Source organism: Polaromonas sp. P4_H1, assembly GCF_056400945.1.
In genome coordinates this window covers 211,125-225,242 of sequence record NZ_JBFUKG010000001.1, presented here as the reverse complement: position 1 = coordinate 225,242, position 14,118 = coordinate 211,125, and the positions used below count along the sequence as shown (strand labels likewise).

Here is a 14,118-nt window from a genome sequence, read left to right as displayed (position 1 = left end):
ACCCTCGATGGAATTTTTCAAAATCCGGCGTGACATCCCGTTCATGCGGCACGCCCTGATCTTCAATATCATCAGCTTCGCGACGTTTGCGCTGGCTGTGTTTTTCCTGTTCTCCCGGGGCCTGCACCTGTCGGTGGAGTTCACCGGCGGCACCCTGATGGAGGTGAACTACACGCAGGCGGCGGATGTCGGGAAAATCCGGGCGACCGTGGCTGGTTTGGGGTTGACCGATGTGCAGGTGCAAAACTTCGGAACCTCGCGCGATGTGATGATCCGTTTGCCGGCCCAAAAGGGTGTGAGCACCGCCCAGCAAAGTGAAAAAGTGCTGGCGGCGCTGAAAGCGGCCAGCAGCGATGTGACGCTGCGCCGCACGGAATTCGTGGGCCCCCAGGTGGGCGAAGAACTGGCCCATGATGGCCTGAAGGCCCTGGCCATGGTGGTGTTCGGCATCATGGTCTACCTCGCCTTCCGTTTTGAGTGGAAGTATGCGGTGGCGGCCATCATTGCCAACCTGCATGACGTCGTCATCATTCTCGGTTTTTTCGCGTTCTTCCAGTGGGAGTTTTCCCTCGCGGTGCTGGCTGCCGTGCTGGCGGTGCTGGGCTATTCCGTCAATGAATCCGTGGTGATTTTTGACCGGATCCGCGAGAATTTCCGCCGCTACCGGAAGATGAACACGATGCAGATCATCGACAACGCGATCACCTCGACCATCAGCCGCACCATCATTACCCACGGCTCGACCCAGATCATGGTGCTGTCCATGCTGCTGTTCGGTGGGCCGACCCTGTTTTACTTCGCCCTGGCCCTGACCATCGGCATTTTGTTCGGCATTTATTCCTCGGTGTTCGTGGCTGCCGCCATCGCCATGTGGCTGGGCATCCGGCGCGAAGATCTGGTCAAGGGGCCGGCAAAAAAAGAAGAAGATCCCAACGATCCCAATGCAGGTGCCACGGTGTAAGCTATAGGCTAATTATTCAGGGCGGTCGTGGCTCCAAGTAACAAAAAGAACACTCTTCTGGTCGAGCAGGCACGTGCTTTGTTCACGGAGCGTGCCGCAAGAATATTGCCCGAGCTGGCCAAAGCCATTGAGAGCCGGCTGGCGGCGATGAGGGACGAGCCGGGTGGCTCCCGCGAAATGCAGGACCGGCGCGAAGCCTGGCAGGCCTTCGAGAAAAGCGGTTCAGCCTGGGTCCGCGGCACCACGCGCGCGTGGACCGAAGCGCAATCCGTCCCACTGGCGGGTGCCCAGACAAAATTCACGAACAGCAGCATCAAATTTGAGCTCATGGGCAACGAGGTGATGGAGGACAAGATTCTTGCCTCTCGCCTGGCCCTGCGCTTGCTGGATGTTGCGAGCTGGGAGCTCAACGACCTTCGCTTGCGGGTGCAGAACCTCGAAGGTATTGACGAGCTGCACAAACAGGACGTCCTGCGCCCCGAGGTGCTGGCACAGCATCTGGTTGAACAGTGGAGCCAGGCCCTTCTGCCGCGCGATGTGTGGCTGACGGTTCAGGACCTCATCCAGAAAAACCTGGCTGCGCATCTGCTCGAAACTTATCATGCCACCAACGAGTTTCTGATCCAGCAGGGGGTGATGGCAGAAATCGATCTGCGGGGACTCGTCAAACGCACACCTTCCGCCCCGGGGACGAATGCGCCCTCAAAACCTGCTGCCGAGCAGGCCAGGGGTCAGGATAAATCTGGCGGCGGTACAGATACAGGTACAGGTACAGGTACAGGTACAGGTACAGGAACAGGAACAGGAACAGGAACAGGAAGTGGAAGCGGAAGCGGAAGCGGAAGCGGGCCCGGCGGCAAGGGTGGTGCAGCGCAGGGGGCGGAGAACTCGACTTCGGGCCACCCTATCCATGAAGAAACACGGATGCAGACCGCCACCACGCCACTGGCCAGGGCGCGCATGCGGGCTCAGGGCGTGATGGGGCACCTCAAACGCCTGCTGTCCGATCAGGTGGCAGGTTTTGATGACACGCGGTCGCAGCAGGCGTCCCCGCGGCTGGTCCAGGCAATGGCCACGGTGCAACGGGCGGAAGAAACCAGCCATGAACGCACCTTGCTGCTGGATGGGCCAGGCCAGGTGTATGACCAGACGCATGTCGACCGTGCCGCTGGCGCGCTGCGGGAGCGCACCAGTGCCCTCAAACAGGCGGCATCCACCTCATCGGAAAAGGCAACGATTGAGATCGTGGCCTTGATGTTCCAGAGCATCCTGGCCGAGGACCGGATTCCACCGGCAATACGCGTCTGGTTTGCACGGCTTCAAATGCCTGTGCTGCGGGTTGCGATTTCCGAGCCGGAGTTTTTTGGATCCCTGCAGCACCCCACCCGCCGGCTGATTGACCGCATGGGCTCCTGCGTCCTGGGGTTCGATGTCACGGTGTCAGGCGGCGCCATGGAGGCGGAGATCCGGCGGGTCGTGCAGGTGATCGAGCAGTATCCGGAAACCGGGCGGCGGGTGTTTCAGCTTGTCTACGACGAGTTCGAGAAGTTTTTGTCCAAATTCCTCTCGGAACAGGGAAGCGCCGCGCGCGTGGTGAGCGTGGCCCAGCAGGTCGAGCAAAAAGAGACCATGGTCATCCAGTACACCATTGAGATGCGCAGCATGCTCAATGATATGCCGGTGCGCGCTGAAATCCGTGAGTTCCTGTTCAAGGTCTGGGCCGAAGTCCTGGCCATTGCCGCGATGAAAAACGGCCCGCAGCACACCGAAACGATCACGCTCAAGCAGGCGGCGGCCGACCTCGTCTGGGCCGCCAGCGCCAAGCCGAACCGCAACGACCGTGCCCGTGTCATTGCCGACTTGCCCAAGCTGCTGCAACTCCTGCGCCTGGGCATGTCCATGCTCGGCTTGGCCCCCTCCGATCAGGACCATCACCTGAAAGTCATCAGCGACACGCTGGCAGACGCCTTCATGTCGAAAACCGACGCCATTTCGATGGAACGCATTGATGCCATGGCCCGGCGGCTGGCCAACCTGGAGGACTATTTGTCCGACGAGGATGTGGGCGATTTGCCACTCGATACGGACAGCCTGGTCACCATGATCGGCATTGATGCCGCCGATATCGAGGTGATTACCGATGGCGGCAGCCAGCCTACGGAAGCAATGCGCGCCTGGGTCCAGGAACTGCAGCTGGGAAGCTGGTTCAGCCTGGACCACAGCGGCAAAATCAGCCACGTGCAGTTTGCCTGGTGCAGTGATCGCAAGCAGCTGCATTTGTTTGCGGCGTCCGATGGCCGCAACTTCCTGATTCAGGCGCGTCGCCTGGCCGCCTACCTGCAAGCGGGTTTGCTGGTGCCGACGGAAGAAGAAGCGCTCACAGTGCGCGCTACACGCGACGCCCTGGCCAAGCTGGACGCCAATCCGGAGCGCCTGCTCAGCTAAAACGCCCGGGCATTCTTTTCGGATCCTCAGGATGAACCGATGGCAGGGGTGAGGGCCTCAGGCCGAACGCCGCAAAGGGCCGCCCCAACAAGCATGTTCGGCCCCCGAGGAGCTGGAGCTTGCGGATCCAGGCCTGCTTGAGCGGGTTTGGACAGGCGACAGAGGCGAAGCGTCCCGCGAGCCGCAGCCTGCAAGGCATCGGGAGCTACACAGTGAGCGAGCATGGGTGCTCTCCAACCCAGCAGGGGCCGCGGGACTGGCTTCGCCAGACCGCAGGCGCAGCGGCCCCTCGGGGGGCAGGGAGCTACACGCAGTGAGCAACCGTGGGGGCCTCAGCCACTCAGTGCGCCAGCCGAAATTCCGTGTCGTCGCACAATTCGTCGAGGATCAACGCATCGGGCTCCTCGCCGAAACTCCAGTACACCATGAGGACGATGATTTTCAGGTCATCCAGCGTGACAGGGTCTCCGGGGGCGGCCATTGCGCGGTCAATGACGATCTCCCGCATGTGCGGAGGCAATACGCCTGACGATTCCAGGAAATTGACGAATCCCAGACTTTGCGCGCCCAGATGCGTCTGCTCGGCCACGGAATAAATCCGGAGGCTGTTGGCGGACTGAGGTTGAATGAGCGCAGGCGCCGCGACAGGGTCGGCCAGGCCGGAGGATGGCTTGGCGGCGAGGCTGATCTGCGTACCCTGGGCCGCAGTATTCAGGCCCTCAAGCCATACCAGGGCCGCCTGGATTTCTTCGGCGTCAAATCCTGCCGCGGTGAGTTTGCGCCCCAGTCTTTGAAGTTCAGGGCAGGCGTCACCTTGCCAGTAATTCTCGTAAACGTACACCAGTACTTCAAACATATGCCTCAATATAACGCAGATACGAGCGCCGGTGTCAAGCCCGTGTCAATCATCGTTGATGACGCTGGATATTGCCGTATCAGCCGGCCGCCACGCGCTGGAACAGACCCCCAGGCAGGCGCGCGACCTGCCCGCGCAGCTCAAGCTCCAGCAGGTCCGCCTGAAGCCGGGCGGTATCCAGGCCGGTCCTCGCCTGCAGGGCATCCAGGCTGACGGCATCAAAGCCCAGCGCTGCAATGAGCGGATCCCCGGCATCGGGCACCGGCAGACCGGAGGCGCTGTTCGGGCTGTCGGTCAAGCCGGTGCGCGGCAGATTCAATTCTTCGAGGACGTCCTGCGCTACCTCCACCAGCTTGGCGCCCTGCTTGATCAGCGCATGGCAACCGCGGGACTGCGGTGAATGAATCGAACCGGGAATGGCAAAGACCTCCTTGCCCTGCTCGGCAGCCAGCCGCGCTGTGATCAGCGAGCCCGATTGCAGTGCCGCTTCCACCACCAGCGTGCCCCGGGACAGCCCGGAAATGATGCGGTTGCGTTTCGGGAAATTACCTGTCAGCGGGGGTGTGCCCAGCGGGAATTCGCTGATGAGCAGCCCTTGCTGGGTAATGCGGTGTGCCAGGGCCAGGTGTCGCTTCGGATAAACCCGGTCCAGCCCGGTACCCACCACCGCGATCGTCTGCCCGCCTCCGAGCAGGGCCCCGTCATGGGCAGCGCCGTCTATGCCCAGCGCCAGACCGGACACGATGCACAAGCCCGCGCCGCTCAGTGCTTTTGCAAACTGCCGGGCATTGGCCTCGCCCTGTGGGGTGGGGTTGCGACTACCGACGATGGCGAGGTTGTTGGCCATGGCCGGGCCGGCTGCCGGTGACGATTTGACCAGACTGCCCATCATGTAGAGCATCAAAGGGGGGTCTTCGATGTTGAGCAGGGCCGGCGGATAGGCGGCATCCCCCAGGGTGGCTATACGACGGTCGTCCGCCTGTTGCAGCCAGTCCAGTGTGGTCTGCAGCAGGCTGCCCAGTTGCGCAGGTTCCGTCTGGATGGCATGGGCTAGCCGCTCGGAGCCCAGCGCCCGCAAGGTGGCCGTCGTCTGCCCGAAAACCGCCTGGGCTGATCCGAAAGTGGCCAGCAACTGGCGCGCGGTCTCGTTGCCGACACCGGGCGTCAGGGTCAGGCGCAACCAGGCGCCGAGTTCTTGTGTGTCCAAGGAAAGTTAAACCCGTCCGGCCTGCGAAGAGGCGCCAACGGCCGCTCGGGCCGCTGGGCGCTGCAGCATTGGCTGCAGGCGTTGGATCGGGACTGGTGGTCAGTTGGGGTTGATGAAGCGGTCGCCCACCTTGACGCCGTCAACGATTTGCAGCACCAGCGCGTAGGACAGCTTGTCGAAGGTCTTGAAAACCATCAGCAGGCCGTTGCGCTCATTGGGCAGCTTGATCTGGGGCTTGGCTTGATCGGTGCGATCAGTCAGGCGCTCGCCATTCTTGAGGATGGCCATCACATTGCCGCGCTCCAGCCCGTCCTGAAGGCCCCGGTTGATGACCACCACCTGGTTTTCCGCGGCGTACTGGACCGCGCTGCCATAGACAGAGACGATCTGGCCCTCCATCGGCAGGATGGGCGCATGGGGCACATAACTGAGCAACTCACGCGGTGGCTCGGCAATCAGGCGGTCGCCTATCCGCATTTCTTCCTTGGTCACCACAATGTCTATGGTGGCCGGCACGATTTCAGACGGTGTCTTGTCGTCGCCACCGCGGCTGGATTCGCCGCGAACCAACTCGGCTTTGCCGACAAACTGGGCTTCGTAGCCCAGGATTTCCTTGGTGATGGGGTCCTTGAGCGGCGTGGCGTTGCGAAACACGCGGTAGTCCAGCGGTTCGCCTTTGGCGTCGCTCAGGGTCTTGCCGGTCACGCCGTCACTGTAAGCGCCGCGTGCGTAGGCGCGGTCGCCCCGGCTCAGCAGGACGCGGCCTTCCTGGGCGGCCACAATGCGCGGGGCCGTGGCAAAGGTGGCCGCATCCACAATCAGGGGTTCGGCCAGGAAGGGCTCAATCACGTTGGCCGGCAAGGTCGGGATCGCCGCGTCAGCCAGCGCTTCGGAGCGCGTCCGGGGTGAGACACGGATGGTATCGGTGGGCGGGCCGTCTGCCGCCTGGCGTGTGCGCAGCGTGGCACGTCCGCCGGTCTTGTCGAGGTAAAGCTGCTGGCCGGGGTAAATACGGTGCGGATTCCGGATGTCCTGCAGGTTCATGCCCCACAGTTCGGGCCAGCGCCACGGGCTTTTAAGGAACAGGCCCGAAATGGCCCACAGCGTATCGCCCCGTTTGACGGTGTACTCGTCAGGCGCATTGGGCGCCAGCTCGCTCAGGGGAACACCGGCCTCGGCAACCTGGGTGGCCGTGGCCTTCTGGTTGGGGGTAATGGGGAAATTTTGCGCATGAAGGCCGGGGGTGACACCCCAGAGGGCCGTGCCAACCATGGAGGCGGCTATTGAAATATGACTGAAACGACCAAAAATAGTTTGCATCTTGAAGGCCTTAAGCGCTAAAACCAGCCTGGCACGGTTCTCCCTGGATGAAAAAAGCCGTGTTCTTATCTTGATAAATTACTAACGATTTTGTACCTAAGCCCTTGATTAAGCAACGATTACGCGATTCTGGGAATATCGGAATGCGCAAAAACAAGGAAAAGTGGCGAAAATAGCGACACCTGACCATTTGCATCCATGACTCAATTGACCATCCTCCGTTATCCCGACCCGCGTTTACACATGGTTGCCAAGCCCGTGGGCGCCGTAGATGCCCGCCTGCGCCAACTGGCCAGCGACATGTTTGACACCATGTATGAAGCGGCAGGCATTGGCCTGGCGGCCACGCAGGTCGATGTGCACGAGCGCCTCATCGTGATTGACGTGAGCGAAAACCGCGACCAACCCCTGGTGCTGATCAACCCCGAGATCCTGTGGGCCAGCCCCGAAACCCGGGTGGGCGACGAGGGCTGCCTGTCGGTGCCCGGCATTTATGACGGCGTCGAGCGCTCGATCGCGGTCAAGGTGCAGGCACTGGATCTGGACGGCAAGCTGCAGGTTCATGCCGCCGAGGGCATGCTGGCGGTGTGTATCCAGCATGAAATGGACCACCTGATGGGCAAGGTGTTCGTGGAATACCTGTCCCCCTTGAAGCGCAACCGCATCAAGACCAAGATGATCAAGCAGAAAAAAGACGAGGAGCGGGAGTCCGCCCGCTGAAGCGCCACTGCGGCACAGGCAGGCTGCCTTCCGCTGCGGGTTTCCGCTCCCGGCCAGGATTTTCCGGGGGATCCCATTTCCGGGGCTTTGCAGGCGTCCACCCGGGTTTCCCCCAGTGAGTCTTTAGAATCCTGCCCCATGCGCGTCATTTTTGCCGGTACCCCTGAGTTTGCCCGCGTGGCACTGGCAAGTCTGCAGGCCGCCGGCTTTGACATCCCACTTGTGCTGACGCAGCCCGACCGTCCCGCCGGGCGCGGCCTGAAGCTGCAGGCGTCGGCCGTGAAGCAGTGGGCACAGAGCCAGCAGATCCCGGTGGCGCAGCCCCGCAGCCTGCGGCTGGACGGCAAATATCCCGATGACGCGGCGGCCGCCAGGGCCGCCATTGATGCGGCGCAGGCCGACGTGATGGTGGTGGCGGCCTACGGACTGATCCTGCCGCAGTGGGTTCTGGATGCGCCGAAGCTGGGCTGCCTGAATATTCACGCGTCGCTGCTGCCGCGCTGGCGCGGCGCCGCACCGATTCACCGGGCCATCGAAGCCGGTGACGCACAGACCGGCGTCACCATCATGCAGATGGACGCCGGCCTCGACACGGGCGACATGCTGCTGCTGGAGAAGCTGCCCATCGGCCCGGAGGACACGACGGCGTCGCTGCACGACAGGCTGGCCGGGCTGGGTGGGCGACTGATCGTGAACGCCCTGGAGCTGGCCGCAGGCGGCGCGCTCCAGCCCCTTGCCCAGCCCTCCGAGGGCGTCACATACGCCCACAAGATCGAGAAAAACGAGGCGCTGCTGGACTGGACCCGTAGCGCGGCCACGCTCGAGCGCCGCATTCGCGCTTTCAATCCTTTCCCCGGCGCCGCCGGTGTCCTGGGCGGCGAAACCATCAAATTCTGGCGCGCAGCGGTGCCGGCCGGTGCGGTCAGGCCGGTGGGCGCGCAACCCGGCCAGGTGATTGCCGTTGGCCCCGAGGGCATCGACATCTGCGCCGCCGATGCCCTGGTGCGCGTGACCCGCCTGCAAAAAGCGGGCGGCAAGGCGCTGGATGCGGCCGATTTTTTGCGCGGGTTCGAGATCCGTCCCGGCATGGTTTTCAATCCCACTCAGACGGAATGAGGTTTTTGTGAGTTCATTGTTCAAGCACCCGGAGTTTCGGGTGGGTGTGCGCGACCTGGCTTCGGTCGCGCCCGGTATTGCCGCCTGGGGCCTGATGACCGGGGTGGCGATGATCAAGTCGGGCCTGAGCCTGACCGAAGCCCTGCTCATGGGGGTACTGGTTTTTGCCGGGAGTTCGCAGCTGGCGGCCGTTCCCCTGATTACCGCCGGTGCGCCCATGTGGGTCATCCTGGCCACCGCGTTTTGCGTCAACCTGCGTTTCGTGGTGTTCAGCGCGCACCTGCGCCCCTATGTGATGCACCAGAACATCTGGCGCCGCATGCTCAGCGGCTACCTGACGGCCGATCTCAGCTATGTGCTGTTCACCAAGCGCTTTCCGCATCCCACGACAGATCCGGTCGCCCGGCGTGCGCAGGAGGCGTACTTGGCCGGTAACTCGGCCATCAACTGGGCCAGCTGGGTGGGCGCCAGCCTGCTCGGCATTGCGTTGGCCAATGCCATCCCGCTGTCGTGGGGGCTGGGCTTTGCCGGCATCCTGGCGCTGCTCGGCATCATGTGCTCGCTGGCCACCACGCGGCTGCGCGTCGTGTCCGCCGGGGTGGCCGGTGCGGCTGCCGTGGCGGCTTTTGCCTTGCCGCTCAAGCTCAACATCCTGGTGGCCATCGCGGCTGCGGTGGCGGTCTGCCTGATGCTGGAAAAGCCGATGCGGGCGCAGGCCGCCTCGCCAAAGCCTGTCAAAACCGGTGAAACGGGTGAAACAGGAGGGGCCTTGTGAGCAAGACCGATCTCTGGACCGTGGCCACCATCATCGGCATGGCGCTGGTGACCGTCGTCACCCGTTCCTTTTTCTTCCTCTCCAGCAAACCCTGGACGCTGCCCGCCTGGGCGCAGCGCGGGCTGCACTATGCGCCGATCGCGGCGCTGGCGGCGGTGATCGTGCCGGAAATGGTCATGACGCAGGGCCACCTGATCGCCACCTGGCAAGACGCCAGACTGTTTGCCGTGGTGGCCGGCACCGCCTGGTACTACTGGCGCCACGGCGTGCTGGGCACCATCCTCGCCGGCATGGCGGTTTACCTGCCGCTGCACATGGGGCTGGGCTGGTGAGCTAGAGCCCCCACGGTCGCTCACTGCGTGTAGCTCCCTGCCCCCCGAGGGGGCCGCCCGCCCTCCGGCCCGGCAAAGCCGGTTCCGGGGCTCATGCTTGGTTGAAGAGTCCCTAACTTCAGCCGTCGCCCGATTTCACGCCAGCAGGGGCCGCGGGACTGGCTTTGCCAGACCGCAGGCGCCGCCCCCTGAGGGGGGAACAGGCTACACGAAGTGAGACTGGACGGGGGGGGCCTATACACCGACCTACAATTTAAGGCCTTGGCCGCGTTGGCCAGCTTTTTCACTTGCGAGCGATTCATGAATTTCATCCGTTTTTCCGACCTGTGTGCCAGCGGCAAGGCCGCCGGCCAGCGCGTTTTCATCCGTGCCGACCTGAATGTGCCGCAGGATGACAGCGGCGCCATCACCGAAGACACGCGCATACGCGCCTCCATTCCCTGCCTGCAAATGGCGCTGGATGCCGGCGCGGCCGTGATGGTGACCTCCCACCTCGGGCGTCCGGTCGAGGGCGAATTCAAGCCGGCCGACTCGCTCGCCCCTGTGGCCAAACGCCTGGGTGAACTGATGAAGCGCGAGATCCCGCTGATCACCCAATGGGTGGACGGCGTGGACGTCCAGCCCGGTCAGCTGGTGCTGCTGGAGAACTGCCGCCTCAACCCCGGCGAGAAGAAAAACAGTGAAGCGCTGGCCCGCAAGATGGCCGCCCTGTGCGACATCTTTGTGCACGACGCGTTTGGCACCGCCCACCGCGCCGAAGCCTCGACCTATGGCATCGCGCAATATGCCAAAGTGGCGAGCGCCGGGCCGCTGCTGGCCGCCGAGATGGATGCGATTTCAACGGCGCTTTCCAACCCGCGCAGGCCGCTGGTCGCGATCGTCGCGGGCAGCAAGGTCTCGACCAAGCTGACCATCCTCAAGTCTCTGGCCCGCAATGTCGACCAGCTGATCGTGGGCGGAGGCATTGCCAATACCTTTATGCTGGCCGCAGGGCTGAAGATTGGCAAAAGCCTGGCGGAGGCCGACCTGCTGCCCGAGGCCCGCGCCGTGATCGAGGCCATGAAAGCGCGCGGCGCCGCCGTGCCCATCCCCACCGACGTGGTCACGGCCAAGACCTTCTCCGCCGATGCGCCGGCCACCGTCAAGGCTGCCACCGACGTGGCCGACGATGACCTGATCCTGGATATCGGTCCGGAGACCACGGCCCGGCTGGCGGCGCAGCTCAAGGCGGCCGGCACCATTGTCTGGAATGGCCCGGTGGGCGTGTTCGAATTTGACGCCTTCTCGCGCGGTACCGAAGGCATTGCCCGCGCGATCGCCGAAAGCAGCGCCTTTTCGATTGCCGGTGGTGGCGACACGCTGGCCGCCATCGCCAAATACGGCATTGAGAAACAGGTGGGCTACATCTCCACGGGTGGCGGCGCATTCCTGGAGGTGCTGGAGGGCAAGACGCTGCCGGCCTTCGAGATCCTGCAGAAGCGGGCCGCCGGCTAACGCCGTTGCGCTCCTGATTTGGTAGCGTGAAGCCTCGGCTTCATGGGTGCTATCGATCTGTTTGTCTCAAAAAAGGGTGCTGCGGCGCCCTTTTTTTTGAGCCGCACGGCTGACCTGCACCGACGTGCCGGAAGGGGCCGCCATCCCGCCGGCCCGCGTGTGCGCTGCAGTTGGTACCGGTTTGGTAACTTTTTCGTGTGAAAATCGGGAACTAAATTACAGGAGACATTCATGCCAAGTCGCGCTACCAAGATCGTTGTCACCCTCGGGCCTGCTTCCAGCGACCCCGTTTTGCTGGAAAAAATGATTCGCGCAGGGGTCAATGTAGTGCGCCTGAACTTCAGCCACGGCACGGCGCAGGACCACGTCGACCGGGCAAAGCTGGTGCGCGAAGCCGCCCAGCGCGCCGGCCGTGAAGTCGCCATCATGGCCGACCTGCAGGGTCCGAAAATCCGCGTCGGCAAGTTTGCCGAAGGCAAGGTGCGGCTCGAGCCCGGCGAGAAATTCATCCTCGATGCCTCCCGCACCGAACCCGGCGACGTCAAGGGCGTGGGACTGGATTACAAGGAACTGCCGCGGGATGTGAAAGCGGGCGACGTGCTGCTGCTCAACGATGGCCTGATTGTGCTGACGGTGGAGGCTGTGCGCGGCGAGGAAGTGCACACCATCGTCAAGCTCGGCGGCGACCTGTCCAACAACAAGGGCATCAACAAGCAGGGCGGCGGCCTGACGGCGCCCGCGCTGACGGCCAAGGACATGGAAGACATCAAGACCGCGATGAGCTTTCGGGCCGACTATGTGGCCGTAAGCTTTCCAAAAAATGCCACCGACATGGAAATGGCGCGCCAGCTGTGCGATGTGGCCGCTGCGCCCTACAAGCACAAGCCCGGCCTGATCGCCAAGATCGAGCGGGCCGAAGCCATTCCCAAGCTTGAAGAAATCTTGCGCGTCAGCGACGCCATCATGGTGGCCCGCGGCGACTTGGCGATTGAAGTGGGCAATGCGGCGGTGCCGGCCCTGCAAAAACGCATGATCAAGCTGGCCCGGTCGTACGACAAGGTCGTCATCACCGCCACGCAGATGATGGAGAGCATGATCGTCAACCCGGTGCCCACGCGCGCCGAGGTCAGCGACGTGGCCAATGCGGTGCTCGACGGCACCGACGCGGTGATGCTCAGCGCGGAAACGGCCGCCGGCAAATATCCGCTCGAGACGGTGGAGGAAATGGCCAAGATCTGCGTGGAAGCCGAGAAAGCCGAGTACAAGGAACTGGAAGCGGACTTCACCGGCAAGACCTTCACCCGCATCGACCAGTCGATTGCCATGGGCACCCTGTTCACGGCCCACCACCTGGGGGCCAAGGCGATTGTGGCGCTGACGGACAGCGGCTCCACGCCTCTCTGGATGAGCCGCCATGACATCCGTGTGCCCATTTATGCCCTGACCCCGCACCTGGCCACGCAGCGCAGGATGGCGCTGTACCGCAATGTGCGCCCCCTGCTCATGGACACCAGCGCCGATCGCGACACCGCTCTGGCACAGGCCGAAGGCCACCTGCTGCGCCGCAACATCGTGCAGAGTGGCGACGTCTATGCCATCACCTGCGGTGAGCCCATGGGTGCGCCCGGCGGTACCAACATGCTCAAGATCTGCCGAGTAGCTTAGAACCTATTTACGGTCTAAACGGGGCCGCGCAAGCACCTTCTCGGGATGAGATGCAAGGCGCGGTGCGCCGCCCATAGCTTGGGCTATGGGCAAGCGCCGCAACGCCGCAGACCGCCCGAGAAGGCGCTTGCCCTTTGGGTTGGGGTGAAATCGGGCGATTGAGCCACCCGGGCCCTTGCATGGGCATTAGCCCATGCGGCGGACCTGGGCGCCCCACTCATCCCGATTGCACCCCAACGCGGCCTCGTTTAGATCGTAAACAGGTTCTTAGCCCCACGCTCCCCCACTTCGTGTGGGTCGCTGCCCCCCGAGGGGGCCGCTGCGCCTGCGGTCTGGCGAAGCCAGTCCCGCGGCCCCTGCTGGTATCTATGGCTTCAATGTTGCGAGCGTGGGCGCCTGTGCCCGAGCCGGTGACGGCCTTTGTGAAAGCATCTGGCTGACGATGTTCTCCACCAGGGCCGCCGTGGCCCAGCAAAGCCACGCGGTCCAGAGGGTGTGGCTCATGTAGTGGGCGCCGCGCACCTGCTGTGCAAGGCCCAGCGTAAAACCTGCCAGCATCGCGCCGGCCAGCCAGCGGCGCGCTGTGGTGGGCAGGGCATGCCGAAAGGCAAAAAAGCCGCCCAGAAAGGCAAAGCCTGCCGAGGCATGCCCCGCTGGAAAGCAGTGTCCACCGCCGCCATCCGAAACGCCCCAGGCCCAGTGCGACACATGCGTGGCCACGCCGCCAAATTGCTGCAGGTCCCAGGGGCAGCTGGTGTGGCTGTGCAGCTTGATGCTGGAAATCGCCAGCAATGCAAGCAGCGTGGTCAGGGCCAGCTGAGCCCGCCGTTCGGGCGCCAGTTGCCTGAGGGCGCCAACCGGCCAGACAATGCCTGCCAGCAAGCCCAGCTCGAGCAGCCACGGCAGGGGACGGATGCCGTCATGCAGCAGTCCCCGCCACAACCAGTGGTCTTGCAGGGGAAATCCCCGGGCCGACCCAAACCAGTGCGCCAGCCACAGGTCCAGTCCCGAATAATCCCAGAGCATCAGCAACAGGAGGCTGCACACGGACCAGAGGAAAAGACGGGGCGCAGCGGGGCGGCCGGGAGGTGAGGCGGGGGGTGAGGGGGTCATGCAGGGGTTGAGTGCCAGGCGGAGACCGCACGATAGCCGGGGCGCCTTAACCAATCCTTAAGCTGGACAAGCCAATATGAGCTCAACATGAGCTACTTGAAGCAACCAAAGCAC

12 protein-coding genes are annotated in these 14,118 nt (G+C 63.5%); 8 read left to right on the top strand and 4 right to left on the bottom strand.

All coding sequences use genetic code 11. The features are described 5' to 3' along the window. Nucleotides 1-7: 7 nt before the first annotated feature. Complete coding sequence (gene secF, locus AC1DS5_RS01040) at nucleotides 8-961, top strand: protein translocase subunit SecF (protein ID WP_477716388.1); 954 nt, start codon at nucleotides 8-10, stop codon at nucleotides 959-961. A 27-nt stretch (nucleotides 962-988) separates the two neighbouring features. Beyond that, complete coding sequence (locus tag AC1DS5_RS01035) at nucleotides 989-3,406, top strand: DUF1631 family protein (RefSeq protein ID WP_477716387.1); 2,418 nt, start codon at nucleotides 989-991, stop codon at nucleotides 3,404-3,406. Nucleotides 3,407-3,746: 340 nt separating this feature from the next. Here AC1DS5_RS01035 and AC1DS5_RS01030 read toward each other — a convergent pair whose 3' ends face one another. The 3 genes from AC1DS5_RS01030 to AC1DS5_RS01020 all read right to left on the bottom strand — a co-directional run bounded on the left by AC1DS5_RS01030 (nucleotide 3,747) and on the right by AC1DS5_RS01020 (nucleotide 6,789). Then, nucleotides 3,747-4,262, bottom strand: a complete 516-nt coding sequence (locus AC1DS5_RS01030) for a Smg family protein (RefSeq protein WP_477716386.1) — start codon at nucleotides 4,260-4,262, stop codon at nucleotides 3,747-3,749. A 79-nt stretch (nucleotides 4,263-4,341) separates the two neighbouring features. Beyond that, nucleotides 4,342-5,469 (bottom strand): DNA-processing protein DprA, encoded by a 1,128-nt coding sequence (gene dprA, locus AC1DS5_RS01025; RefSeq protein ID WP_477716385.1) that lies wholly within the window; start codon nucleotides 5,467-5,469, stop codon nucleotides 4,342-4,344. Between the two features lie 99 nt (nucleotides 5,470-5,568). Beyond that, entirely contained in the window at nucleotides 5,569-6,789 is a 1,221-nt protein-coding gene (locus AC1DS5_RS01020) for a LysM peptidoglycan-binding domain-containing protein (RefSeq protein WP_477716384.1), read from the bottom strand. Between the two features lie 198 nt (nucleotides 6,790-6,987). On the opposite strand from AC1DS5_RS01020, the gene def reads away from it, so the two are divergent. The 6 genes from def (at nucleotide 6,988) to pyk (ending at nucleotide 12,891) form a co-directional block, all read left to right on the top strand. Next, nucleotides 6,988-7,509, top strand: a complete 522-nt coding sequence (def, locus tag AC1DS5_RS01015) for a peptide deformylase (RefSeq protein ID WP_477716383.1) — start codon at nucleotides 6,988-6,990, stop codon at nucleotides 7,507-7,509. A 138-nt stretch (nucleotides 7,510-7,647) separates the two neighbouring features. Beyond that, nucleotides 7,648-8,625, top strand: a complete 978-nt coding sequence (gene fmt, locus AC1DS5_RS01010) for a methionyl-tRNA formyltransferase (RefSeq protein ID WP_477716382.1) — start codon at nucleotides 7,648-7,650, stop codon at nucleotides 8,623-8,625. Between the two features lie 7 nt (nucleotides 8,626-8,632). Further along, nucleotides 8,633-9,400 (top strand): AzlC family ABC transporter permease, encoded by a 768-nt coding sequence (locus tag AC1DS5_RS01005; protein ID WP_477716381.1) that lies wholly within the window; start codon nucleotides 8,633-8,635, stop codon nucleotides 9,398-9,400. Continuing rightward, on the top strand, nucleotides 9,397-9,732 hold the full coding sequence (locus tag AC1DS5_RS01000) for an AzlD domain-containing protein (RefSeq protein ID WP_477716380.1): 336 nt from the start codon (nucleotides 9,397-9,399) through the stop codon (nucleotides 9,730-9,732). Before AC1DS5_RS01005 ends, AC1DS5_RS01000 begins: the two co-directional genes overlap by 4 nt. Nucleotides 9,733-10,032: 300 nt before the next feature. Continuing rightward, nucleotides 10,033-11,226 carry a phosphoglycerate kinase gene (locus tag AC1DS5_RS00995; protein ID WP_477716379.1) on the top strand — a complete coding sequence of 398 codons (1,194 nt, stop codon included), beginning with the start codon at nucleotides 10,033-10,035 and terminating at the stop codon, nucleotides 11,224-11,226. Between the two features lie 231 nt (nucleotides 11,227-11,457). Next, nucleotides 11,458-12,891, top strand: a complete 1,434-nt coding sequence (gene pyk / locus AC1DS5_RS00990) for a pyruvate kinase (protein WP_477716378.1) — start codon at nucleotides 11,458-11,460, stop codon at nucleotides 12,889-12,891. Nucleotides 12,892-13,257: 366 nt separating this feature from the next. On the opposite strand, the gene AC1DS5_RS00985 is transcribed toward pyk, so the two are convergent. After that, entirely contained in the window at nucleotides 13,258-14,004 is a 747-nt protein-coding gene (locus AC1DS5_RS00985) for a phosphatase PAP2 family protein (RefSeq protein WP_477716377.1), read from the bottom strand. Nucleotides 14,005-14,118: the final 114 nt, after the last annotated feature.